17 protein-coding genes are annotated in these 22,864 nt (G+C 69.3%); 4 read left to right on the top strand and 13 right to left on the bottom strand.

Features of this window, described 5'->3' with window-relative positions:
• Window positions 1–5 precede the first annotated feature (5 nt).
• The 6 genes from ACZ60E_RS21445 to ACZ60E_RS21420 form a co-directional block, all read right to left on the bottom strand.
• Window positions 6–1,067: an ABC transporter ATP-binding protein gene (locus ACZ60E_RS21445; RefSeq protein ID WP_469442396.1), complete on the bottom strand. Its 1,062-nt coding sequence runs from the start codon at window positions 1,065–1,067 to the stop codon at window positions 6–8.
• Window positions 1,068–1,077: 10 nt separating this feature from the next.
• Complete coding sequence (locus tag ACZ60E_RS21440) at window positions 1,078–2,055, bottom strand: ABC transporter permease (RefSeq protein WP_469442394.1); 978 nt, start codon at window positions 2,053–2,055, stop codon at window positions 1,078–1,080.
• A gap of 105 nt (window positions 2,056–2,160) precedes the next feature.
• Entirely contained in the window at window positions 2,161–3,963 is a 1,803-nt protein-coding gene (locus ACZ60E_RS21435) for an ABC transporter substrate-binding protein (RefSeq protein ID WP_469442392.1), read from the bottom strand.
• Window positions 3,964–4,063: 100 nt separating this feature from the next.
• Entirely contained in the window at window positions 4,064–5,101 is a 1,038-nt protein-coding gene (locus ACZ60E_RS21430; protein WP_384804613.1) for an ABC transporter permease, read from the bottom strand.
• Window positions 5,102–5,565: 464 nt separating this feature from the next.
• Window positions 5,566–7,473, bottom strand: a complete 1,908-nt coding sequence (typA, locus tag ACZ60E_RS21425; RefSeq protein WP_469442390.1) for a translational GTPase TypA — start codon at window positions 7,471–7,473, stop codon at window positions 5,566–5,568.
• A 217-nt stretch (window positions 7,474–7,690) separates the two neighbouring features.
• Window positions 7,691–9,916 (bottom strand): ABC transporter family substrate-binding protein, encoded by a 2,226-nt coding sequence (locus tag ACZ60E_RS21420; RefSeq protein WP_469442388.1) that lies wholly within the window; start codon window positions 9,914–9,916, stop codon window positions 7,691–7,693.
• Between the two features lie 341 nt (window positions 9,917–10,257).
• Between ACZ60E_RS21420 and ACZ60E_RS21415 the strand changes: the two genes are divergently transcribed.
• Genes ACZ60E_RS21415 through ACZ60E_RS21400 form a run of 4 tightly spaced genes read left to right on the top strand, consistent with a single transcriptional unit; the run spans window position 10,258 to window position 14,133 of the window.
• The gene (locus ACZ60E_RS21415; protein WP_384804619.1) at window positions 10,258–10,548 is read left to right on the top strand and encodes a hypothetical protein; all 291 of its coding nucleotides are present in this window, start codon (window positions 10,258–10,260) and stop codon (window positions 10,546–10,548) included.
• A gap of 18 nt (window positions 10,549–10,566) precedes the next feature.
• Complete coding sequence (locus ACZ60E_RS21410; RefSeq protein WP_384804621.1) at window positions 10,567–11,388, top strand: hypothetical protein; 822 nt, start codon at window positions 10,567–10,569, stop codon at window positions 11,386–11,388.
• 19 nt (window positions 11,389–11,407) lie between these two features.
• Window positions 11,408–13,360 carry a fumarate reductase/succinate dehydrogenase flavoprotein subunit gene (locus tag ACZ60E_RS21405; RefSeq protein WP_384804623.1) on the top strand — a complete coding sequence of 651 codons (1,953 nt, stop codon included), beginning with the start codon at window positions 11,408–11,410 and terminating at the stop codon, window positions 13,358–13,360.
• On the top strand, window positions 13,357–14,133 hold the full coding sequence (locus ACZ60E_RS21400) for a succinate dehydrogenase/fumarate reductase iron-sulfur subunit (RefSeq protein WP_384804625.1): 777 nt from the start codon (window positions 13,357–13,359) through the stop codon (window positions 14,131–14,133). Before ACZ60E_RS21405 ends, ACZ60E_RS21400 begins: the two co-directional genes overlap by 4 nt.
• 56 nt (window positions 14,134–14,189) lie before the next feature.
• Here the strand turns inward: ACZ60E_RS21400 and ACZ60E_RS21395 are convergent, their stop codons facing one another.
• The 7 genes from ACZ60E_RS21395 to ACZ60E_RS21365 form a co-directional block, all read right to left on the bottom strand.
• The gene (locus ACZ60E_RS21395) at window positions 14,190–16,835 is read right to left on the bottom strand and encodes a SpoIIE family protein phosphatase (protein WP_384804627.1); all 2,646 of its coding nucleotides are present in this window, start codon (window positions 16,833–16,835) and stop codon (window positions 14,190–14,192) included.
• Window positions 16,836–17,085: 250 nt separating this feature from the next.
• Window positions 17,086–17,484, bottom strand: a complete 399-nt coding sequence (locus tag ACZ60E_RS21390) for an ATP-binding protein (protein ID WP_453792331.1) — start codon at window positions 17,482–17,484, stop codon at window positions 17,086–17,088.
• A 260-nt stretch (window positions 17,485–17,744) separates the two neighbouring features.
• Window positions 17,745–18,233 (bottom strand): (deoxy)nucleoside triphosphate pyrophosphohydrolase, encoded by a 489-nt coding sequence (locus tag ACZ60E_RS21385; protein ID WP_469442380.1) that lies wholly within the window; start codon window positions 18,231–18,233, stop codon window positions 17,745–17,747.
• A gap of 89 nt (window positions 18,234–18,322) precedes the next feature.
• Window positions 18,323–18,505: an SPOR domain-containing protein gene (locus tag ACZ60E_RS21380; RefSeq protein ID WP_210880537.1), complete on the bottom strand. Its 183-nt coding sequence runs from the start codon at window positions 18,503–18,505 to the stop codon at window positions 18,323–18,325.
• Between the two features lie 313 nt (window positions 18,506–18,818).
• Window positions 18,819–19,571 (bottom strand): GntR family transcriptional regulator, encoded by a 753-nt coding sequence (locus ACZ60E_RS21375; protein WP_384804630.1) that lies wholly within the window; start codon window positions 19,569–19,571, stop codon window positions 18,819–18,821.
• Between the two features lie 146 nt (window positions 19,572–19,717).
• Window positions 19,718–20,938 carry a DUF4190 domain-containing protein gene (locus ACZ60E_RS21370; RefSeq protein WP_469442377.1) on the bottom strand — a complete coding sequence of 407 codons (1,221 nt, stop codon included), beginning with the start codon at window positions 20,936–20,938 and terminating at the stop codon, window positions 19,718–19,720.
• 147 nt (window positions 20,939–21,085) lie between these two features.
• The gene (locus ACZ60E_RS21365; RefSeq protein WP_469442375.1) at window positions 21,086–22,693 is read right to left on the bottom strand and encodes a S8 family peptidase; all 1,608 of its coding nucleotides are present in this window, start codon (window positions 22,691–22,693) and stop codon (window positions 21,086–21,088) included.
• Window positions 22,694–22,864 lie beyond the last annotated feature (171 nt).

Here is a 22,864-nt window from a genome sequence, read left to right as displayed (position 1 = left end):
TCTCCCTAGCCCAGCCGGGGCTTGATCTGCTCGATGAAAAAGGTCGACTTCTGCGCGTCGTCCAGGTGACAGGCGGCGCCGCGGCCCGCGGCCAGCTCCGGCCGCTCGGTGGCGCAGCGGTTGCCGCCGACCTCGGACGTGAAGCCGCACCGGGGGTGGAACGGGCAGCCCGACGGCGGGTTGAGCAGGCTGGGCGGGGACCCCGGGATCGGGGTGAGCGCCTGCGCCGTGTCACCGCCGAGTCGCGGCATGGAGCTCAGCAGGCCCCAGGTGTACGGGTGCTGGGGGGCGCGCAGTACCTCGCGGACGCTGCCGCGTTCCACGGCCCGGCCCGAGTACATCACCAGCAGGTCGTCGGCCATCTTGGAGATGACGCCGAGGTCGTGGGTGATGAAGATGATCGCCGAGCCGAACTCCTGCTGGAGGTCCTTGAGCAGGTCCAGGATCTGGGCCTGCACGGTCACGTCCAGAGCCGTGGTCGGCTCGTCCGCGATGAGCAGGTCCGGGTTGCAGATCAGCGACATCGCGATCATCGCGCGCTGGCGCATACCGCCGGAGAACTGGTGCGGGTAGTCCTCGAAGCGCATCGCGGGCTGCGGGATGCCGACCTTGTCGAGCATCTCGATGGCGCGCAGCTTCGCCTCCTTCTTGGAGGCGCCGGTGTGCTTCATGAAGGGCTCCGCTATCTGCCGGCCCACCGTGTAGTACGGCGAGAGCGCGGTCAGCGGGTCCTGGAAGATCATCGCGACCTTGTTGCCGCGAAGCTTCTCCATCTCCTTCTCGGTCGCGGTGACCAGTTCCTTGCCGTCGAGGACGATCTCGCCCTCGACGGTGGCGGTCTTGGGGTTGTGCAGTCCGAGGACGGTCAGGTTGGTGACGGACTTGCCCGATCCCGACTCCCCCACGATGCCGAGCGTCTTGCCGCGCTCGACGTCGAAGGAGAGCCCGTCGACGGCCTTCACGATGCCGTCCTCTGTGGAGAACCGCACCCGCAGGTCGCGGACCGAGAGGAAGGCCTCCGGCCCGCTCGGGGCCCTCTCGCCTTCGGTCTTGGTCAGTGTGGTCACGGTATTTCTCCTAGGCGAGGCGCACGCGCGGGTCGATGTAGGCGTAGGCGAGGTCCACGACGATGTTCAGGATCAGGATGAAGAAGGCGCCGAACAGCATGACGCCCATCGTCAGCGGAAGGTCCTTGGTCAGCGAGCCCTCGACCGCGAGACGCCCGATACCGGCGAGGTCGAAGGTGAACTCCGTGACCACGGCGCCCGACAGGAGCGCGCTGAGGTCCATGCCGATGATCGTGACGATCGGGATGAGTGAACCGCGCCAGGCGTAGCGGAAGAAGACGTAGCGCTGCCGCATGCCCTTGGCTCGCGCGGTTCTGACGTGCTCCTCCTGGAGCTGCTCGATCATCGTCGAGCGTGCCATACGGGTGTACTGGGCGGTGAAGATGGTGGCCATCACGGCCCACGGGATCAGCATTCCCATGAACCAGCTGCCGGGGTTGTCCGTGAAGGACACGTACTTGGGGCTCTCCAGCCAGCCGGTGTTGTAGACGAGGAGGCTGAGGACGATGGGGCCCAGGAAGTAGATCTGGAACGAGCTGAGCACCATCGAGGAGCCGCTGACCACCTTGTCGAGGGCGGTACCGCGCTTCCAGGCCGCCATCAGACCCGTACCGAGGCCGAACAGCAGGAAGATCACCAGGCCGCCGATGGTCAGCGAGAGCGTCAGCGGGAAGCGGTCCATGATGGAGTCCCACACGAAGTCGCCGCTGTCGAACGAGACACCCAGGCACGGGGCGGCGCAGTGTCCCTGCGGGAAGTCCCGGCCGGACACGATGCCCATCATGAATTCCCAGAACTGGGTGGTGATGGGCTTGTCCAGGCCGAGGTTCTCGCGGATGACCGCGATGTTCTCGGGGGAGCAGTTCTTGCCGCAGGACAGCTGCGCGAAGTCCTGGGGGATCGTATAGAACAGGAAGAACGTGAAGGCGCCGATCAGGAACATGATCACGACGGCGCCGCTCAGCCTGCGGATGAGGAACTGAAGCATGGCGGGTGGGTGCTCTCTTCGAAACGCGGCGGCAGGAGGGGGATACCGACCGCGGGGGTGCGCTCCGCCTGGCGCACACCCCCGCGGATCAGCCGAGCATGGGTGTTACGGCTGCTTCAGGAACAGGTCGTTGATGTCGATGTAGCTCGACTCCGTGCTGAACCGGGCGCCACCGATGTTCGAACCGTAGAGCTGCATCTGCTTCGAGTAGTAGACCGGGGCGCTGGGGTTGGTGTCCTCCACGATGCGGTGGTGGGCCTCTTCCCAGGTCTTGGCGGCGGCCTCGGGCTCCTCGGTCACGGCCTTCTTGATGAGGTCGTTGACCTTCGGGTCGTTGATGTGCGAGTAGTTCGGCGCACCGTCGGCGATCAGGTCACCGTCGTAGACGGGCGTGATGACCGTGGACGGCGACGGCCAGTCCTGGCCCCAGCCGGTCATGTACAGGTCGTACGGGTTCTTGAGCTTGCCGACCTGCTCGTAGAAGGTCGCGCGGTCGATCTCCTTGGCCTGGACATCGAAGCCGAGCTTGTTCAGCGCGTCCTTGATGATGACCATCTGGGCCTGGCCGCGGGGGGTGTTGGAGTAGGCGTAGCTGAGCTTGGTGCCCTCCTTGAAGCCCGCTTCCTTCAGCAGCTCCTTGGCCTTCGCCGGGTCACCGTTGGGCTTCTTCAGCTTGCCGAACGGGTCGTACTTCGGGTCGAAGCCGGGCAGGGTCGGGGCCAGCAGACCACCCGCGACCTCACCGCCGTACCGGCCGCCGTCCGCCTGCACCATGGACTGGTTCGGGATCGCGTAGGTGATCGCGTCCCGGATCTTCTTGTCCTTCATCTGCGCGCTGTCGAGGTTGAAGCTCAGGGCCCAGACGTAGACCTGGTAGCCCTGGATGGTGCGCTTCTTGGCGTCGGCGTTACCGATGACCGTCGACAGCTGCGCCGGGTCCACCGAGTCGGTGAACTGGATGGCGTTGGCGGCCTCGCCCTTGTCGGCGATCAGACGCTTGGTCTGGCTGGCCTGGTCGATGGTGTTGGTGAAGTTGTAGCCGTCGACGTACTGGTGGCGCACCGAGTCCGTCTTCTCGTCCCACTGCTCGTTCTTGACGAGCTTGAGGGACTTGCCGGCCTTGTACTCGGCGATCTTGTACGGGCCGAGGGAGGCGGGGGCCTTGTCGTACTTCTCCTTCGTGTCCTGCTTCTCGGGCACGATGGCGTAACCGGCCATGGCCAGGGCCTGCGGGAGGTCCGGCTGGGCGGTCTTGAAGTGGAAGACGACCGTTTTGTCGTCCGGGGTCTCGAGGACCGAGTCCGGCAGGTGCTTGCCCTTGTACGGGCCGTCCGGCAGCGCCTTGCGGTAGTCGGAGCCCGAGAGCCAGGTCTGGACGTAGGTCGGACCGTCGAAGATCACCTTCGAGTACTGCCGCTCGATGGTGTGCCGGATGTCCTTGGACGTGATGACGTTGCCGTCCTCGTCCTTCACGTCGTCCTTCAGCGTGTACGTCCAGGTCTTGCCGCCCTCGGACGACTTGCCCGAGTCGGTGGCGATGTCGCCGACGACGGTCAGGTTGCCCTTCGCGTCCTCCTGGAAGTTCGTCAGACCGCGGTGGATCAGGTTGGCGAACTGGCCGGCGTCACTGACGTAGATCTGACCCGGGTCCATGTGGGACAGGTCGGACTGCTGGTAGACGTTGATCGTGCCACCGGACTTGGCCCCGGCCACCGCCTCGGCCGGACCGGTCGACGCCTGCGCGTCACCGTAGGCGACGGGCTTCGACTGCGCCTTGGCGTCCTCCTTGGACTTGGAGTCGTCCTTGCCGCTGTCCTTGCCGCTGTCGCTGCAGCCGGTCAGTGCCAGCGATCCCGCCGCGACCGCGACGGTTATGGCGCGGACGGTGCGCATTCTTATCGGGTTCATGATTCCGATGACCTACCTGTCGATAGTTGTCCACGAGTGCTGCCTGACGGTCCGGACGAGCCGGAACGGGGGTGGCAGCCCCCCCACCACCAATGGACGTTTAGCGTCCGGTCTTGGGGTCGAATGCGTCCCGGACGGAGTCGCCGAGAAGATTGAAGGCGAGCACGAAGACCACCATCGCGATGCCCGGGAAGAACATGAACATCGGGTCCTGCTCGTAGATCCCGGCGCCGATGGCGAACATCCGGCCCCAGTCCGGTGTCGGCTCGACGAAGCCCACACCGACGTAGCTGAGGAACGCGATCGAGAGGATCGCGCTGGGCAGCATGTACGTGCCCTGCACCAGGATCGGCGTGACGATGTTGGGCAGGATCTCCTTGCGCACGATACGCGCCGGAGAGGCACCCGAGACCTTCGCCGCCTCCACGAACTCCCGCTCCCGCAGGGAGAGTACGGAGCTGCGCACCAGACGGGCCATGCCCATCCAGCCGAGGAACCACATCACCAGGATGATCGCCACCGCACGCAGATAGGTGGGGGTCTCGTCCGTCGGGGAGACGAACATCGCGGTGACGACCGGCATGAAGGCGATGAAGAACAGCTGCTGCGGGAAGGCCAGGAAGAAGTCGGTGATCCGGCCCAGCCAGTAGTCGACCTTGCCGCCGAAGTAGCCGCTGATCATGCCGAGGACGACACCCGTGACCACGCTGAACACCGTGACGAGCACGGCCATGTAGAGCGAGGTGCGCATGCCGTACAGCAGCATGGTGAACACGTCGCGGCCCAGCTTGGGCTCGACGCCGAACCAGAAGTCGGACGACATGCCGCCGAAGGATCCGGTGGGCATGGCGAAGTCGTCGAGCAGGAAGGGGTAGTCGGGCTCCTGCGCGTACAGCGTGTAGGGGTCCTTGCCGTACAGGGACGAGATGACCGGGGCGAGGGCGGCGACCGCGAAGAAAAAAATCACCACGCACGCGGAGATGACTCCGGTACGGTCTCGCTTGAAGCGATGCCACATCAGCTGCCCGGGGGAACGGCCTTCGAGCTGCTCGGCCTCGGCGGGCTCGGCGTTCGACGCGAGCTCGGGGTCCAAGGCCGCCGACGGCCCGGAGCCCTCGGCCTTGGTTGGACTGGTCATCTTTGTTCTTCCCCCGGGGGATGGAGAGTTGAGCGCAGCACAGATACCGGCAGGTTCTGTGGTTTCAGGGAACTTTCACCAAGTGGGTCAACGCGCGTCAAGGGCGGAAGACATAGGGATCTCCCTACCGTCGAAATTTTGAGCAAAAATTGCAGAGAATGACACCTACACGCGCTTGACAGGTGAGATGAGATTCCGGCGAATCGGTCATCTACTGCGAAAATTTCGTTTACGTGTCCGAAACTTGATTGGGCATTGACCGATATGCGAACGCCGCCGCATCCTTTACGCCGTTGTCCGAACTGAGGCGTTTTTTCGGCCCGCGGACAGGCACGTATCCGGGTACGCCGAAGGCCCGGCTCCCCGCCGTGCGGAGGGCCGGGCTCTTCTCGAACCGTCGGCGGGACCCCTGAAGGGCCCTCAGAGGCCCCGGAAGCGTGCTTCCGGGGCCCGCGGGGGCAGGGTCAGCCGTGCTTGGCGCGGCTCGCGGCGCGACCGCGCTCACGGGCGTCCAGGTTGACCTTGCGGATGCGCACGGCCTCCGGGGTCACCTCGACGCACTCGTCGTCGCGGCAGAACTCCAGCGACTGCTCGAGCGAGAGCTTGCGCGGCGGGACGATCGCCTCGAAGGAGTCGGCCGCGGCCGACCGCATGTTGGTGAGCTTCTTCTCCTTGGTGATGTTCACGTCCATGTCGTCGGCGCGCGAGTTCTCACCGACGATCATGCCCTCGTACACCTCGGTGCCGGGCTCGGTGAAGAGCACACCGCGCTCCTGGAGGTTCGTCATCGCGAACGCGGTGACGGCGCCGGAGCGGTCGGCGACCAGCGAACCGTTGTTACGGGTCGTCAGCGTGCCGAACCACGGCTCGTGGCCCTCGTGGATCGAGTGGGCGATGCCCGTGCCGCGCGTCCCGGTCAGGAACTCCGTACGGAAGCCGATGAGACCGCGGGACGGCACGACGAACTCCAGCCGGACCCAGCCCGAGCCGTGGTTCGACATGTTGTCCATGCGGCCCTTGCGGACGCCCATGAGCTGCGTGACCGCGCCCATGTGCTCCTCGGGCACGTCGATCGTCATGCGCTCGACCGGCTCGTGGGTCTTGCCGTCGATCTGCTGCGTGACCACCTGCGGCTTGCCGATGGTCAGCTCGAAGCCCTCACGGCGCATCTGCTCGACCAGGATGGCCAGCGCCAGCTCACCGCGGCCCTGCACCTCCCAGGCGTCGGGGCGCTCGGTGTCGAGGACCCGCAGCGAGACGTTACCGATCAGCTCGCGGTCCAGCCGGTCCTTGACCTGCCGGGCGGTGACCTTGCGGTCCTTGACCGCGGCCTTGTTGTCCGCGCCCTTGCCGGTCGCGCCGCGGCCGACCATCGGGGAGGTGTTCGTGCCGATGGTCATCGAGATGGCCGGCTCGTCCACCGTGATGAGCGGCAGCGCGATCGGGTTCTCGGGGTCGGCGAGGGTCTCGCCGATCATGATGTCCGGGATACCGGCGACGGCACAGATGTCACCGGGGCCCGCCTTCTCGGCGGGCTTGCGGGTGAGCGCCTCGGTCATCAGCAGCTCGGTGATGCGGACGTTCGACATGGAGCCGTCACGCTTGATCCACGTGACCGTCTGGCCCTTGCGCAGCTCGCCCTGCTCGACGCGGAGCAACGCGATACGGCCGAGGAAGTTGTCCGCGTCCAGGTTGGTGACGTGCGCCTGGAGCGGGGCCTCCTCGTCGTAGGACGGGGCCGGGACGTGCGACAGGATCGTGGAGAAGAAGGGCTCCAGGCTGTCGCTGTCGGCCGGGACCGTGCCGTTCTCCGGCTTGGTCAGCGACGCGACGCCGTCACGGGCGCACGCGTAGACGATCGGGAACTCGATCTGCTCCTCGTCGGCGTCCAGGTCGAGGAAGAGGTCGTACGCCTCGTTCACGACCTCGTCGATACGCGAGTCGGGGCGGTCCGTCTTGTTGATGCACAGGATGACGGGCAGGCGGGCCTGCAGCGCCTTGCGCAGCACGAAGCGGGTCTGGGGCAGCGGGCCCTCGGAGGCGTCGACCAGGAGGACGACCGCGTCCACCATCGACAGACCGCGCTCGACCTCACCACCGAAGTCGGCGTGGCCGGGGGTGTCGATGATGTTGATGGTGATGACGTCGCCGCCATCCTTCGGGTGGTACTTCACCGCCGTGTTCTTGGCCAGGATCGTGATGCCCTTCTCACGTTCCAGGTCGTTCGAGTCCATCATGCGGTCGTCGAGCGACTCGGCGGCGTGCGCGGCGAAGGCACCGGCCTGCTTGAGCATGGCGTCGACCAGGGTGGTCTTGCCGTGGTCGACGTGGGCGACGATGGCGACGTTGCGGATGTCGTGGCGCGTGGCCATATTGAGGCGCTTCTCCCGGAGTGAGGTTACGGCCATCCGCTTCGCGGGGCCCTGCCGGGCTGAAACGTGCCACGGCCTTACCCCCATGGTACGTGGCCGCTGCCGCTGGGGCTTCGCGGGCTGGATCGGTCGGCTCTCACAGCGCGGGCCGTGGGGGCCGGCCGCGCAGTTCCCCGCGCCCCTCACGGGGCACAGGGCAGCGGCCTCACCTGCAGGATCAGGACTTCTTCAGGAAACCCATGTCCTCGTAGAACGGGGTCTGGAAACCGAAGGCTCCTGCGTTGGCCAGACCGTTGCGGGACGCCGTCAGCTGGGGGCGCTGGTAGAGGGGGATCGAGGCCGCGGCGGCCCAGATACGGGCGTCCGCCTTGCGGACCAGGGAGCGGGACTCGTCCGCGTCCAGTTCGCCGATGGCCTGGTCGAAGAGCTGGTCCACCTGGTCGGTGCCGACCCGGGTGAAGTTCTGCTCGACGTTCAGGGAGCCGTCCGCCGCCGGTACCGGCTTGGCGTAGATCGGGCGGGCGTCGGTCGCGGGGAACGCGGACGCGGGCCAGGAGTACAGCGCCAGGTCGTACTGGCCCGAGGCGATGTGATCCTTGAAATAGCTGTCGTCGGCGACCTTGGAGATCTCCGTACGGATGCCGACGCGGTCCAGCATCCGGGCGATCCGCTCCCCGACCGCCCGCAGCGACTGGGAGCCGGGGCCCGAGGGGAGCACGAACCGCAGCGACAGCGGCTTGCCGTTCCTGGCGAGCGGCCCCACGGCCGCCGGACCGGGGGCGCGGGTGCCCCTGGGCGCGTACGCTCCCGGGGCGCCGCCTGGCTTGAGCTGCTGCTTCCCGTCCTGGGCGAGGTGCTTCTCCGCCGCGCTCGCCCCGTCCCGCTTCCTGGGCGCGAGCACGGTGGGGCTCTCGTCGTCCGCGGGCTTGTCGTCCGTCCCGCCGACGATGTACGTGCCGTCGTCCCCGGTGCCGTCCGCCTCGTCCGTGTCCTTGGCGTCCTTGGAGTCCTTGGCCTTCTTGTCCTTGGCCGACTTCGAGGCCTCGGCGCCCGCCCCCTTCTTGGGCTTCTTCTCCTTGACGGAGCCGCCCACCACCCATCCGGCGTCGGAGAGCAGGGCCTGCGCCTCCCCGGTGTCCTGGTCGCCGAGCGCTCCGCTGTTGTCGGCGTACGCCTGCTGTCCGGCGAGCGCGAGGTGGCTGCCGACCGGCTCGGCCGGCAGGCCGAGCGGCTCAAGGACGGCCTTGGCCAGCTCCTTGCGGTCGAGGGCGCGGGCCACGGCCCGGCGGACGCGTTCGTCGGCGAGCGGGCCCTCGGAGCCGTTCAACGCGAGCTGGGTGAAGGCCGGTTCGAGGGACTTGCGGACCACGTAACCGCGCAGGGCGGACTGCTGGCCGGTGTACTTCGCCACGGCCTTGGCGCGCTTCTTGCGGGCCGTGGTCTCCTTGTCGGCCGCCTCCTCGTCGGAACCGTGCGCGATCGCCCAGGAACGCAGCGCCCGGCCCGGGGTGAGGGCGGCGCCGGGTCCATGGGTGAGGGGCGCGCCTTGGCCGCCCTTCGTCTCCCGGGCGGCGGACGTGATCCGGTGGGCCTCGGTCGCGTCGATCTCGGCCAGGTCGAGCCGGCCGCCGGCGAGCGCCGCGGCACGCTTCTCCCGGGGCACGGCCCGCAGGACCAGTTCGGAGAGCTTGGCGGGCCGCCCCCACCAGCGGGGGTTGCGCTTGAGGGTGATGTCGCCCGACTTGCGGTCGACCGTGTCGACGGCGAAGGGGCCCGCGGTGACCTTCAGCCTGCGGCGGGCGCTGTCGTTGAAGGTGTCCGGGGTGCCCATGACGTCCTTCGGGTACAGCGGCGAGAAGAGGGACTGCCAGTCCGCGTACGGCTTCTTGAAGGTGACCCGCACCTCCAGGTCGTTCTTGCCGCGTTCGATCTTCTCGATGCGGTCGTAGCCGGCGTTGCGGGCGGTCCAGTACGCGGTGTCCTTGCCGGACAGGGCGCGCCACTGCGCGGCGAAGTCCGCGGCGCCGATCTCGCGGCCGTCGCTCCAGACGGCCTGCTGGTTGAGCTTGTAGAGCACGACCTGCCGGGGCTCGCGCTCGACGATCTTCGCGCTCTCCAGGTAGTCGGGGTTGCGCCGGGGGTGGCCGTTCGCGTCGAGCCGGTACAGGGAGGGCAGTACGGCGCCGGCGACCCGGGAGGTGGCGGCGTCCGCGTCCGCCTGGAAGGTGTTGAGGGTCTCGGGGACGTTGTCCACGGCCCAGTGCAGGGTGCCGCCGTCGGCGATCCGATCGCGCTGCGCGGACGCGATGTCCTGGGCGGCGGCGGGCCTGCCCGCCTCGTCCTGCTCACTGCACCCGGCGAGAGCGGGCACCGCGAGGACGCCCGCCGTGAGGAACGCTACCGAGCGCGTCACCGCGCGCAGTCCGACGCCGTCGTGGGACATGACTGGTACCTCCGGGGGGCCGCTCCACGGGTGAACACGGGTGGTCTGATCACGTATGGCGGTATTTGGAGTTGATCAGATCTATGCGGCCACTGAAGAGGAAAGGTTCCGGCACCGGGCGGCGACACGGCGACGGGCCGGGGGAAGCCCACCCGTGCGGCGCAATGCTCCGGGCCCGCGCGCCGGAGCGGGCCCGGTACCCGCACGCCCCCGGAGGGCTTCTGCCGGATCTTCCCAATCCATGCACGTCCCTTCCCACCAGCCGGTGTGACGCGCGACACTCGCAGGCGCATGAACGTTGCCGCCTTGGGCCGATGGGTCCGCGGAAGTGAGGGCAAGTCATGTCCGTGCACGACGAACTGACGTCAGTCCAGCGCTGCCTCGACGACCTGGTGAGGTCCGTGAAGCGCCTGGAACAGCAGGTGGACGGTGGCGGCCTGGAGATGCGCAGGGTGCGCACCGACGCCGATCACCTGCGCGAGAGCGTGGCACTGCTGCGCGAGGCCGCACCCGGTCTCGTCAGGCCCAAGCGCCCCGACCTCGTGTCCATCCCCGACACCCCGTACGACACGACCCTGTGGACGGACTCCGACGACGAGGGTCTCGGCGCCCGCGACCGCCACGCACCCTGATCCCGACCGGAGCTCTCCTTGGCCACTGGTACGGAACCCCAAATGAACAGCGGCGGCGTACGCAACGGTACGCGCGCCGCGATCACCGCCCCGCATCTGCGGACCGACCGCTGGTGGCTGGCGCCCGCCGCGACGGCGGCCGGGCTGCTGGCCTTCGTCGTCTACTCGACATGGCGGGCGTTCTCGAACAGCGACTACTACGCCGCCCCGTACGTCTCGCCGTTCTACTCGCCTTGTCTGGCGGAGAACTGCGTGCCGATGAGGAACGGGCCCAACTGGGAGATCTTCGGCAGCTGGTGGGGCCTGTCCCCCGCTCTGCTCGTGCTGATCTTCCCGCTCGGCTTCCGGCTGACCTGCTACTACTACCGCAAGGCCTACTACCGGGGCTTCTGGGCCTCGCCGCCGGCCTGCGCGGTCGCCGAGCCGCACAAGAAGTACTCCGGTGAGACGCGTTTCCCGCTGATCTTCCAGAACATCCACCGCTACTTCTTCTACGCGGCGGTGCCGGTCGCCGGGATCCTCACGTACGACACGGTCCTCGCCTTCCGGAACGAGGACTACGAGTGGGGCCACATGGGGCTCGGCACGCTCGTGTTCCTGGTCAACATCACGCTGATCTGGGCGTACACCGTCTCCTGCCACTCCTGTCGGCACATCGTCGGCGGCAAGCTCAAGCACTTCTCCAAGCATCCCGTGCGCTACCGGGCCTGGCAGCTGGTGGGCCGGCTGAACGCACGTCACATGCAGCTCGCCTGGGCGTCGCTGGTGAGCGTGGCGCTCGCCGACTTCTACGTGTACCTGGTCGCGTCCGGCGTCTTCGACGACCCGACCTTCTTCTAACCGACAAAAGGTGCTTCAGATGTCCGTGGTCGACCGGCAGGAGTGGGACGTCGTCGTGGTCGGTGCCGGAGGAGCCGGCCTGCGTGCGGCGATCGCGGCGCGGGAACGCGGCGCGCGTACGGCCGTCATCTGCAAGTCGCTGTTCGGCAAGGCGCACACCGTGATGGCCGAGGGCGGCATCGCCGCGGCCATGGGCAACGTCAACTCGGGCGACAACTGGCAGGTCCACTTCCGCGACACCATGCGCGGCGGCAAGTTCCTCAACCAGTGGCGGATGGCCGAGCTGCACGCCCAGGAGGCCCCCGACCGCGTGTGGGAGCTGGAGACCTGGGGCGCCCTCTTCGACCGTACGCACGACGGGCGCATCTCCCAGCGCAACTTCGGCGGGCACGAGTACCCGCGGCTCGCGCACGTCGGCGACCGTACGGGCCTGGAGCTGATCCGCACGCTCCAGCAGAAGATCGTGTCGCTCCAGCAGGAGGACTTCAAGGAGACCGGCGACTACGAGTCGCGTCTGAAGGTCTTCCAGGAGTGCACGGTCACCCGGATCCTGAAGGACGGGAGCAGGGTCGCCGGGACCTTCTGCTACCAGCGGGAGTCCGGCCGCTTCTTCGTCCTGGAGGCACCCTCGGTCGTGGTCGCCACCGGCGGCATCGGCAAGTCCTTCAAGGTGACGTCGAACTCGTGGGAGTACACGGGCGACGGGCACGCGCTGGCGCTGCTCGCCGGGGCGCCGCTGCTCAACATGGAGTTCGTGCAGTTCCACCCGACGGGCATGGTCTGGCCGCCGTCCGTGAAGGGCATCCTCGTCACGGAGTCGGTGCGCGGCGACGGCGGGGTGCTCAGGAACTCCGAGGGCAAGCGGTTCATGTTCGAGTACATCCCGGACGTCTTCAAGGAGAAGTACGCCCAGTCCGAGGAGGAGGGCGACCGCTGGTACGAGGACCCGGACCACAACCGGCGCCCGCCCGAACTGCTCCCCCGGGACGAGGTGGCACGGGCCATCAACTCCGAGGTCAAGGCGGGCCGCGGCTCCCCGCACGGCGGGGTCTTCCTCGACGTCTCCACCCGGATGCCCGCCGAGGTGATCAGGCGCCGGCTGCCGTCCATGTACCACCAGTTCAAGGAACTCGCCGACGTCGACATCACCGCCGAGGCGATGGAGGTCGGGCCGACCTGCCACTACGTGATGGGCGGCATCGCGGTCGAGTCGGACACCGCGGCGGCCCGCGGGGTGCCGGGGCTGTTCGCGGCCGGTGAGGTCGCGGGCGGGATGCACGGCTCCAACCGGCTCGGCGGGAACTCGCTCTCCGACCTGCTGGTCTTCGGACGGCGGGCCGGACTGCACGCGGCGGAGTACGCCACCGGCCTCACCGGACCCGCCGGCGGGCGCCCCCTCGTGGACGACGTCCAGGTCGACGCCGCCGCCGCGGAGGCGCTGCGGCCCTTCTCCGCCGAGGGCCCCGCGCCCGGCGAGGAGGACGGCCGGCCGCCGGAGAACCCGTACACCCTCCATCAGGAGCTCCAGCAGGCGATGAACGACCTCGTCGGCATCATCCGCCGGGAGGCGGAGATGGAGGCGGCCCTGGAGAAACTGGCGGACCTGCGGGTACGGGCCCGGCGGGCCGGGGTCGAGGGGCACCGGCAGTTCAACCCGGGCTGGCACCTCGCGCTCGACCTGCGCAACATGCTGCTCGTCAGCGAGTGCGTGGCCCGGGCCGCGCTGGAACGCACCGAGTCGCGCGGCGGCCACACCCGTGAGGACCATCCGGCGATGGACCGGGCCTGGCGGCGCGTGAACCTGCTCTGTCAGCTGACCGATCCCACCGGCGGCCTGGCGGCGACGGACCCGGTGCACGGCCAGATCGACCTAGTCCGGGAGACCACCGAACCCATCCGACCCGACCTGCTCGCTCTCTTCGAGAAGGAAGAGCTGGTCAAGTACCTCGCCGAAGAGGAGCTCTACGAGTGAGCAGCTATGAGGCCCGCTTCAAGGTGTGGCGCGGGGACGTCGGCGGCGGCGGCCTGGAGGACTTCGGGGTCGAGGTGAACGACGGCGAGGTGGTCCTCGACATCATCCACCGGCTCCAGGCGACCCAGGCCCCGGATCTCGCCGTGCGCTGGAACTGCAAGGCCGGCAAGTGCGGTTCGTGTTCGGCGGAGGTCAACGGCCGGCCGCGGCTGCTGTGCATGACCCGGATGTCGGTGTTCACCCGCGAGGAGACGATCACCGTCACCCCCCTGCGGGCGTTCCCGGTGGTCCGCGACCTCGTCACCGACGTCGGCTTCAACTACACGAAGGCGCGGGAGGTGCCCGCGTTCGTGCCGCCGGACGGGCTGGCGGCCGGTGAGTACCGGATGATGCAGGAGGACGTGGACCGGTCGCAGGAGTTCCGCAAGTGCATCGAGTGCTTCCTGTGCCAGGACACCTGCCATGTGGTGCGCGACCACGAGGAGAACAAGACGGCCTTCGCCGGGCCGCGCTTCCTGATGCGGGTGGCGGAGCTGGACATGCATCCGCTGGACGCGGCGGACGACAGCGGCCTGGACCGCAAGAAGACCGCGCAGGACGAGCACGGGCTCGGCTACTGCAACATCACCAAGTGCTGCACCGAGGTCTGCCCCGAGGGCATCAAGATCACGGACAACGCCCTGATCCCCCTCAAGGAACGCGCGGTCGACCGCAAGTACGACCCACTGGTCTGGCTGGGGTCGAAGATCGGCAGGCGCACCTCGAAGGGGTGAGGTCCACGGGTGAGGGATGAGGTCCACGCGGCTCCGGCGGTCCTGCGCAGGCCCGGTCAGAACAGGCTCAGCAGGGCCTCCGCCGGGTCCGCGAGGCTGGTTCCGCCGTTGGGCAGGGGCAGTTCGAACCACACCGTCTTGCCCCGGGGCGTGCGGCGCGAGCCCCAGGCGGCGCTGAGGAGCCCCACGAGCTGGAGCCCCCGGCCGCCCTCGTCGGTGTCGCGGGCCCGGCGGCGGCGCGGCTGGACGAGACCGGCGTCCCAGACCTCGCAGACCAGCGTGCGGTCGAGGAGGAGCCGCAGCCGGATCTCGCCCTCGCCGTAGCGCAGGGCGTTGGTGACCAGCTCGCTGACGAGCAGTTCGGCCGTGTCGACGAGCGGCTCCAGGTCCCAGCCGACCAGCTGGTTGCGGGCGAACTCACGGGCGCGGCCCACGCTCCGGGGCTCGCGCGGCAGCGTCCAGTCGCCGACCGACTCGGCGGGCAGCCCCTGGACACGTGCCATCAGCAGCGCGATGTCGTCCTCGCCGTGATGCGTGTCGAGGGTGCTGAGGACGTGGTCGCAGACGTCCTCCAGCGGGGCCGAGGGGTCCGTCAGGGCGCCCACGAAGGCCTGCAGGCCCTCGTCCAGGGGGTGGTCGCGGGATTCGACGAGACCGTCCGTGTAGAGCGCCAGGAGGGCGCCCTCGGGGAGTTCGACCTCCACCTCCTCGAACGGCTCGCCGCCGACCCCCAGCGGCATGCCCGGCGGTACGTCGAGCATGAGCGCGCTCTCGCCGGGCTCGACCAGGACCGGCGGGAGATGGCCGGCGTTGGCGAACGTACAGCGGCGGGTCACGGAGTCGTAGACCGCGTACACACAGGTGGCGAGGTACACCTCGGAGAGGTCGGCGTCCCGGGACTGGCGGGCACCGCGCGTAGATTGCTGGGTGCCGCCGGGTGTACCGAGTCCGCGGGCGATCTCGTCCAACGCGGAGAGCACTTCGGCCGGTTCGAGGTCGAGCAGGGCCAGCGTGCGTACGGCCGTGCGCAGTTCGCCCATCGCGACGGCCGCCCGCAGGCCGCGGCCCATGACGTCGCCGACGACCAGCGCCGTGCGGTGACCGGGCAGTTCGATGACGTCGAACCAGTCGCCGCCGACCTCCGTCGCCGCGTTCCCCGGAAGGTAGCGGCAGGCGATGTCCAGGCCGGAGGCCTCCGGGTCGCCCGGGGGCAGCAGGGAGCGCTGGAGGATCAGGGCGCGTTCGTGCTCACGGCGGTACAGGCGCGCGTTGTCCATGCAGACGGCGGCCCGCGCGGCCAGTTCGACCGCCAGCGCCCGGTCGCGCTCCCCGAACGGCTCGCTGCCCTTCGTCCGGGAGAACTGGACGATGCCGACGACCGTGTCGTGGGCGACCATCGGCACCGCGAGCGTGGACTGGATCAGTTCGCCCTCCTCGGCCGCGACGAACTGCGGCTTGGCGGTGCGCAGGGCGTCCGCGCAGGCGGAGTTGAAGGCGAAGCGGTGGACCGCTCCGACGCTCACGAGCTTGCGGCCACCGAGGAAGGGCGCGTCGGACACGGCGCTGGCATAGGCCACCCGGCGCAGTTCGGCACTGCCGTCGGCGAGGCCCGGCGGGGTCTCGTCACCGGCGAGCAGGCCTTGGTAGAGGTCGACGGAGGCCAGGTCGCAGAAGCCGGGGACGGCCACGTCGAGGAGTTCGCGGGCCGTGGTCTCCAGATCGAGCGAATTCCCTATACGCGCTCCCGCCTCGTTCAGGAGGGCGAGATTGCGCCGGGCCTGCGCGGCCTCGCGGGCGGCCGCGCGGCGCGCGGTGATGTCGGTACCCAGCCACGCGATCCCGATCGCACGGCCCGAACCGCCGTGTACGCGATAGAGGTTGATGGACCAGTGGCGGCGCTCGGTGGAACCGGGCACGGTGCCCGTGACCAGCATCTCGGTGACGGAGTCGCCCGTCTCCAGGACCCGGCGCAGTATCGCCGAGACACGGTCGGTCTCGCCCGGCGACAGATAGTCCTTGACCGTACGGCCGCGGTGGTCGTCGACGGTGCCGCCGAAGGTCGAGGCGAACCGCTGGTTGGCGCGGCGAATCCGCAGGTCCGGGTCGATCAGGAGGAAGCCGAAGGGAGATTGGCCGAAAATTGCCTGCGAGGCGGCGAGGTCGGTTTCGATGCTGCGGAGCGTGCGCACGTCCACCACGATGCACACGGCGGCCCGTTCGCCCTCCTCGGTGCGCGTCGGCATGACGTACACCTCGGCGAGCCCCTCGACGATCCGGCCACTGCCCCCCGGGTCGGGCAGCCGGAAGGGGACCACACCGGTCCACTCCCTGCCGTCGAGGACTTCGGCCATCTTCCGCTGGCCGAAGTCACGCCTGTCCTCGGCCACGAAGGCCTCGATGGGGTCCATGCCCACGGCACGGTCGGTCGAGATGCCGAAGAGCTGCTCGGCGCGCAGGCTCCACTGGTCGACGAGACCGTCGGGGCCGATCGAGAAGGAGGCGACCTTGATGTAGTCGTAGATCGATCCGGGCGGACTGCTCTGCCACACGACCTCGCCGGACGAGTCGCCCGACGCCCCGTCCGGCACGCGGGCCGCCGTCCTGCCCGCCGCGGGCGTGGCGTCATCGCCTGTCGTCGCATCAGCCATCGCGCCGCCCGACGGATCCTCGGACTCCGTGGCCTTCGCTGGTATCTCGCTCACGCGAACCGTCCCCTCCAGCTCACCGCGCCCGGCACCGGTCACCGAAAGCGGCTGCCCGCAGTATCCAGCACTACGGAGCCGCACAACACGGTGTTCACGATCACAGCACGGTCCCGATGCTTTTAGGACCGGCTGCGACAAACACTCCCAGTCTTCTAACCACGTGGCACCCCGTCGAACCACCTACTCGTCCCGTCTCTCCACCCGAGACGGGCCGGACCGCCCGCGGACCGTGCCGAAGGGCCGGCGATCAGCCGGGGAGGGCCAGCTCGAACCACACCGTCTTGCCCGTTTCGCCTGGTCTGGTGCCCCAGCGGCGCGCGGCGTCCGCCACCAGTTGCAGCCCCCGGCCGGTCTCGTCGTCGGGTTGGGCGGAGCGCTCCCGGGGCGGGTCGGGCAGCGGGTCGGAAACCTCCACGAGCAGGGCGTCGAGAAGACCCGAGGGACGTACGAGGCGGACGCCGATGGGGCCGGTCGCGTGCCGCAGTGAATTGGTCACCAGCTCGCTGACCAGCAGCGTCGTCACATCGCTCAGGGCGTCGAGGCCCCAGGAGCGCAGTTGGCCGCGGACCACGGCCCGGGCGGTCCTGACGGCGCCCGGCTCCGCGGGGAAGGTCCACTCGGCGACTTCGCCCTCGGTGTGAATCACGCAGCTCACTCCCAGGCCCACGTCGGACCATGTCCGATTTCATCGGGTTTATTGGCACATACCCGATATCCCGGGCGAAGTACCGCGCGCGGGGGCGTGCCGTGCCACGAACGGCGTACCCCGAGCCCGCATCACTCTCCACACGCGCCCCGCGAGGGCGAGCGTCCCACGTACGACGCGTGTATCGCATCCCCCGGGGACTCCGCCCCCGGACCCCCTGTCGCGCTCGTCCTCAAACGCCGGACGGGCTGAAGAGCCTTTCAGCCGTCCGGCGTTTGAGGACCGGGGGTTCGGGGGCGGAGCCCCTGAGTACGTGACGGGACGGGTAGGGGCGGCGGGGGCGAGGAAACCCCCCACACCACCCGCGCGACCTCGGCGACAGCCGGCACGTCCTGGTCAAGCCAGTCGACGTCCCACACCTCGTCCGCCGTCAACCAGCGCAACTCGTCATGATCCTGAAGGGCCCGAGGATCGGGCGACCCCGGCAGCAGCCGAACCGTCCACACCCGCAACACGTACGGCGCCCGCAGGGCGAACTCCCCCGGCACGCGCCGCACGACCTCCGCCGAAACCCCCAGCTCCTCCCGGAGCTCCCGCACAAGAGCCTGTTCGGAGCCCTCCCCCGGCTCGACCTTCCCCCCGGGAAGCTCCCAGCGCCCGGCCAACTCCACAGGCGCACTGCGACGCGCGGCGAGCAGACGCCCGTCGCTCAGCACGGCGGCCCCCACCACCACGATCAGTTCGGTCATGCGCGGGAGCCTACGGGAGCTGCGGGAACCGTCCGCCGCCGCTCACGGACCGCTCACGCGCCGCCTGTCCCACGCTCACCCGACGGCCGTCACCTCGCGCCGTTCTGCGCGATCCGCTCGACCCAGTACAGCTGCTTGTGTCCCCGGCCGTCGAGGCTGTCCGCGATCTTCTGGGCCTCGGCCCTGGTCGCATACCTGCCGACGCGATAGCGATTGCCGTTGTCGTCCTGTCGGACGACAAGCCAGGGAAGTGTGATCGTGCCGTCATTCATCGCGCCCCTCCACTCCCCGCCCCCGGTTCGCGCCCAACCCCGTTCCATAAGGAAACCGCAATCCGCATATGCCGGAGCCTACGCCTAACCTTCACGCAGCGAATACGGCTTTTCACAAAGAGGTACGCACGACGTAAGCAACCGGCCAGTGCAAAGAGGGCGCATCCTCATGGATACGCCCTCCGGCACCCCTCGCCACCCCAGGCGGGTCCCGCCGACGGGACCAGGACCGGCCCCGGCGCCGCCCGGAGGAGGCTGCGAGAACGACCGGAATGCACCGTCGGGCCGCCCCTCGGGCCGCCGCCGGCGGCCCCTACTTCACCGGCAGGTGATACGCGATCCGGTACCGGTCCGCCGGTACGACCACGTCCGCCGTCTCCACCGGCCGGCCCGACGCGTAGTACGTGCGCTGGATGACGAGCACGACATGGCCCGGCACTCCCCCCAGCGCCGACAACTCCTCGGCGAGACCGGGGCGGGCGCCCACCTCCTCCGTGACGTTGTCCACGACCACGTCGATGGCGGCCATGCGCTCGACCACGCCCATCCCGCCGAGGGGGCCCTCCTCGGGGAGCATCACCGGAGTGCGGCCCGTGACGGCGAGAGGCTCCCAGGAGGTGGAGAGCATCATCGCCTCGCCCGCGTCCCGGAAGACGTACTTCGTGCACATCACCCGCTCGCCGGCCTCGATGCCGAGCCGCTCGGCGACGGCGCCGCTCGCCTCCGTCTGCGCGCTGTGCGACTCCCACGTACCGCGCGCGGCCAGGTCGGCCTGCTCCTGGCGGAACGGGGTCGAGCCGCTGTCCGACCGGTATCCGGAGCGGGCGATACGGCGGGGCACCGGGCGCGCCCGCACATACGTACCGGACCCGGAGCGGCCCTCGACCAGCCCCTCGGCCATCAGCACCTTGCGGGCCTCCAGGGCGACCGTGTCCGAGACCCCGTACTCCTCGCGGATTCTGGCCTGCGACGGGAGTCTGGTGTGCGGTGGCAGCGATCCGTCGACGATCTTCTTGCGAAGATCGCCGGCGACGCGCAGATACGCCGGCTGCTCACCGAATGTCACTGGCCACTCCCTCAGGTTGTACAGACAGCTACAGGGTGGCAACCGTGGGTTGGACCAGGCAAGTAAAGGCCAAAGAATCACTCGATGTGATGACGTAGAGCCTTCGGGGGCTTTACGCAGGCACTTTCTTTCCGCTACGGGCGGCTCTACACCTCGGCGTCACCGGCGCTGCCGCCATCGCTGCCGTCGTCGCCCCCGTCCTCGTACGCGGGCGGCGGGGTCGATTCAAGGCCCAGGGCCTTGCGGGTCGTGACGGACTTCTTCGCGTCGGTGAGGTCCAGCGCCTTGCCGTAGTGCTCGTAGAAGGTGTCCACATCGGAGGTCCTCGCCGCGTCGGCCCACTCGTCCTTCGCGGACTCCAGGTGCTCGACGAGCGCGGCGACGGGCTTCTCCGCGTCGGCGGGCCACCGGTGGCCGCGCAGCAGGCCGACCTGCTCGGTGAGGGCACCCGAGACCCGGGTCGCCCACGCCTTGTGACCGGGCAGGTCGTCCTCGACGTACTCCTCCTCGGGCGCCGAGTCCATCGCCTGGTTCAGGACCTCGGCCGCCTCCAGATAGGCGACCTGGTCGGCGTCGAGGGTCGTGGCGTCCTGACGCAGGGAGCCGGTCAGGTTGCCCTTCGCGTCCGTGTTGCCGAAGACGCAGGTGATCTCGCGGTCCCCGTAGGTCCAACTGTCGCTCGTGGGCGTGAAGTAGTAGATGTCGACGTCGTCCGGGACGGCCCAGGAGTCCATCGCGTAGGCGTACTGGAGCGAGTAGCACTTGTCGTCGGCGGCCTCGGTGACGGCGTCGCCGCCGGGGTAACGGCCGTCCGGCATCGGGAAGTTCGCGAAGACCTCGCCGTCGTGCTCGCCCTCGCAGGACACCGTGTCGACGTCGTAGGCCATGCCCTCCAGGAAACCGCCCTGCGTGTCGAAGCACTGGCCCTTCTCCAGGGAGAAGACGGCGCCGCTGCCGCTCGCGTCGCGCGCGCCTTCCTTGAAGCCCTCCCAGAAGCCGGCCGCGCCGCCGGTGGCGAGCGCGATCACGAGGATCACGGTGCCGAGTCCCGACAGGACGATCCCGGCGATCGCCATGCCCTTGCCGCGCTCGCCCTTCCGCCGGATCTGCCCCAGCGCGACGATCCCGAGCACCATCCCGACCAGCGGCAGGAAGCAGAGGATGCCGAGCACCAGCGCGGAGATGGCGAGGCCGTTGACGGGCGCCGGGCTGTTGTACGGGGAGTAGCCGTGCCCCCAGGGCTGGTACCCGTACGGGGCGGGCCCCTGCGGCGGGTACGGCCCCTGGCCCGGGTACGCGCCGTACGGACCCTGCGGCTGCTGCCCCTGCGGCGGCTGCGGTGGCCCGGCGGGCGGGGGTATCTCCACGTGTGCTGTGCTCCTCGTCCGAGTGATGCGCTGCGTGCCGCCGATACGGAACTGTGTGCGACAAAGCGCATGGTAAGCGGCGTACGAGCGGGGACGGAACAACGTTTCCTCGCCCCCGCCGCCCCTACCCGTCCCGTCACTGTGTCCTCAAACGCCGGACGGGCTAGGGATCAGCCTCTCCGGCGTTTGAGGAGCGGGGGTTCGGGGGCTGGCCCCCGAGTCAGTGACGGGACGGGTAGGGGCGGCGGGGGCGAGGAATGCTGGGCCCGGGTCAGAACTGCAGGCCCCACCCACCCCGTACGCCTTCAGCGTGTACACACTCCCGTCGGGAGCGACCAACTGCACCTGGAGGTCACCGATGTACGTGTGGACGATGTTCACCGGCACGCTGAGAGCCGCGGGCGCGTTCCCGGAGACCCCGCTCACCACGACCGGCGAGTTCACCGTGGAGTTGTCGGCGATCGCATGGTCCGCGGTGTTCTCGAAGTACGAACCCGGCGGCGGAGTCGTCCCCCCGCCACCGACCCGCAGCAGCCGGTTCGGCGACCCGCTGCCGGGACTGGTGACGACCCCGCTCGTGGCAGCGGCGACCAGCGCACTCTGTACGGCGGCCGGCCCGGCGGTCGGGTTGTCCGCCAGATAGAGCGCCGCGGCCCCGGTGACATGCGGCGTCGCCATCGACGTACCGGAGATGGTGTTGGTCGCGCTGTCGCCCGTGCCCCAGGCGGAGGTGATGGACGAGCCGGGGGCGAAGAGGTCGAGGACGGCGCCGTGGTTGGAGTAGCTCGCCTTGGCGTCGGTGCTGGTGGTGGCGCCGACCGTGATCGCCTCGGTGACCCGGGCGGGCGAGCGGGTGGAGGCGTTGGTCGTCTCGTTGCCGGCCGCGACGGCGTAGGTGACGCCGGAGGCGATGGAGTTGCGTACGGCGGTGTCGATGGCCGTGTCGGCGGTGCCGCCGAGGCTCATGTTGGCGACGGCCGGCTTGACCGCGTGGGAGGTCACCCAGTCGATGCCCGCGACGACCTGGGCGGTGGTCCCGGAGCCGGAGTTGTTGAGCACCCGCACGCCGACGATCTTCGCCTTCTTGGCGACGCCGTACGACGTGCCGCCGACCGTGCCGGCGACGTGCGTGCCGTGGCCGTGGCCGTCCTGGGCGGTGTTGTCGTTGTCGACGGCGTCGTAGCCGTAGGAGGCCCGGCCGCCGAAGTCGGTGTGGGTGATACGGACCCCGGTGTCGATGATGTAGGCGGTGACGCCCTCGCCCGCGGTGTCGTCGTAGGTGTAGCTCCGGTTCGGCGGAAGGGCCGCCTGGTCGATGCGGTCCAGGCCCCAGGAGGGCGGGGTGGGCTGGGTCGTCCTGATCGAGAAGACCCGGTTCTGGACGACGGAGGCGACGGCCGGATCGGCGGCGAACCGCCGCGCCTCGGCCGCGCTCGCCTCGACGGCGTACCCGTTCAGCGCCTTCCTGTACGTACGCTCGACGGTCGCGCCGTACTCCTCGGCCAGGGCCCTGCCCTCGGCCGAACCGGCCTGCGCGGCGTCCGCGTGGAGCGTCACGATGTAGCTGTCCGCGATCGCGCCGGGCGCGCCCGCGTACTGGACGAGACCTTCGGGGCCCGCGGCCCGGGCCGGGAGCGCGCAGACGAGGCCGCCGACGAGAGCCGCCGAGCCGATACCGAGAGCGATACCGGCGAATCGTCCACCGGTGAATCTGCCACCGGCCAGTCTTCGCCGGGCATGACGCGTCACTGCCATCTGAGGGATCCTCCTCAATCGGTGGTGCGCTGGTGGTGCGCTGGTAATGCGGTGGTGAGAGGGGTGCGGTCGGGCACGCACAAGGTGGTGCGGGTCGCACGGGCGCGCCGGAGGCAGGTTCACTCCGGGTGTCCGGCGGGACGAAGCACACGCTCAGCCAGAAAGATGGCG

The organism is Streptomyces sp. NPDC102514, from assembly GCF_055584525.1.
The sequence above is the reverse complement of the archived record's forward strand: the minus strand, read 5'-3'. Positions and strand labels throughout refer to the sequence as shown.

What these genes read in the sequence shown, in the direction of transcription:
- ACZ60E_RS21420 (WP_469442388.1), bottom strand. Translation starts at nt 9,916, where the DNA reads ATGTCCCACGACGGCGTCGGACTGCGCGCGGTGACGCGCTCGGTAGCG.
- ACZ60E_RS21435 (WP_469442392.1), bottom strand. Translation starts at nt 3,963, where the DNA reads ATGAACCCGATAAGAATGCGCACCGTCCGCGCCATAACCGTCGCGGTC.
- ACZ60E_RS21380 (WP_210880537.1), bottom strand. Translation starts at nt 18,505, where the DNA reads ATGAATGACGGCACGATCACACTTCCCTGGCTTGTCGTCCGACAGGAC.
- ACZ60E_RS21430 (WP_384804613.1), bottom strand. Translation starts at nt 5,101, where the DNA reads ATGACCAGTCCAACCAAGGCCGAGGGCTCCGGGCCGTCGGCGGCCTTG.
- ACZ60E_RS21440 (WP_469442394.1), bottom strand. Translation starts at nt 2,055, where the DNA reads ATGCTTCAGTTCCTCATCCGCAGGCTGAGCGGCGCCGTCGTGATCATG.
- typA (WP_469442390.1), bottom strand. Translation starts at nt 7,473, where the DNA reads ATGGCCACGCGCCACGACATCCGCAACGTCGCCATCGTCGCCCACGTC.
- ACZ60E_RS21385 (WP_469442380.1), bottom strand. Translation starts at nt 18,233, where the DNA reads ATGACCGAACTGATCGTGGTGGTGGGGGCCGCCGTGCTGAGCGACGGG.
- ACZ60E_RS21405 (WP_384804623.1), top strand. Translation starts at nt 11,408, where the DNA reads ATGTCCGTGGTCGACCGGCAGGAGTGGGACGTCGTCGTGGTCGGTGCC.
- ACZ60E_RS21365 (WP_469442375.1), bottom strand. Translation starts at nt 22,693, where the DNA reads ATGGCAGTGACGCGTCATGCCCGGCGAAGACTGGCCGGTGGCAGATTC.
- ACZ60E_RS21415 (WP_384804619.1), top strand. Translation starts at nt 10,258, where the DNA reads ATGTCCGTGCACGACGAACTGACGTCAGTCCAGCGCTGCCTCGACGAC.